This window comes from Flavobacterium sp. LC2016-23, assembly GCF_009674775.1.
Lineage (GTDB): Bacteria > Bacteroidota > Bacteroidia > Flavobacteriales > Flavobacteriaceae > Flavobacterium.
In genome coordinates this window covers 1-1,243 of the sequence record NZ_WKKE01000063.1, presented here as the reverse complement: position 1 = coordinate 1,243, position 1,243 = coordinate 1, and the positions used below count along the sequence as shown (strand labels likewise).

Genomic DNA, 1,243 nt, shown 5'->3' with positions numbered 1-1,243 from the left:
AGGTAATCTCTCCCGTATTGACTACATTACTGTCCTGCATCAGACTTGAGTTGTTCTCAAAAGTCAGCGTCGCTCCGCTGCTAACGGTAACAGCATTGGTAACGGTTAAAGTGTTTCCGTCACTAATCACAACATTCACACCTGAATTTACTGTACAGCTACAAGAATTTAGATCTCCAGCTGATGTATAATCTCCGGCAAAAACAACAGGTTGATTAATAGTTGGCGGGCCATTGGTCCATCCTGCGTTCCAGGTTGCCAATAAAGGCAGTTGATTTACAACAATATTAGCTGAAGATACAGAAGTACATGTACCGTTTCCGACTGTATAGGTATAGGTGGTATTAGCTGCAAGACCTGTAATTGTTACTGTTGTTCCTGTTCCTGTAGTTACTACAGCACCTGGCGACCTAGTTAAAGTCCATGTTCCTGTAGAAGGTAATCCGCTTAAATCTACACTTCCGGTAGTTATAACGCAAGTAGGCTGTATTATTGTTCCTACTGTTGGAGCTAATGGTAGTGGGTTAACTGTTACAGTAACTGTTTGTATACAGCCATTGCTGTTTCTATAAGTGATAACACTTGTTCCGGCAGCAACTCCTGTTACTAATCCTGTATTTGATACAGTAGCAACTGCTGTTGTAGCTGAAGTCCATGGTGTTGTAGCATTTGGTGTGGCAGAACCTGTTAATTGTGTGGTTGATCCGATACAAACAGCCGGTGTTCCTGTGATTGTTGGTAATGGATTTACCGTTACAGTGACCGTTTGTGTACAACCATTGCTATTTCTATAAGTGATAACACTTGTGCCAGCAGCAACTCCCGTCACTAATCCTGTGTTGTCTACTGTAGCGACTGCTGTTGTTGCAGAAGTCCAGGGTGTTGTAGCATTTGCGGTGGCAGAACCTGTTAATTGTGTGGCTGATCCGATGCAAACAGTTGCAGTTCCGGTGATTGTTGGTAACGGATTTACCGTTACAGTAACCGTTTGTGTACAGCCATTGCTGTTTCTATAAGTGATAACACTTGTTCCGGCAGCAACTCCTGTTACTAATCCTGTATTTGATACCGTAGCAACTGCTGTTGTAGCTGAAGTCCAGGGTGTTGTAGCATTTGCGGTGGCAGAACCTGTTAATTGTGTGGTTGATCCGATACAAACAGCCGGTGTTCCTGTGATTGTTGGTAATGGATTTACCGTAACAGTAACGGTTTGTGTACAGCCATTGCTGTTTCTATAAGTGAT

Annotated in this window: 1 protein-coding gene; it reads right to left on the bottom strand. The window is 43.1% G+C overall.

The window, feature by feature from the left end:
• A partial coding sequence (locus GJU43_RS22695; RefSeq protein WP_195760092.1) for an Ig-like domain-containing protein occupies positions 1 to 1,243 on the bottom strand: 1,243 nt, incomplete at both ends.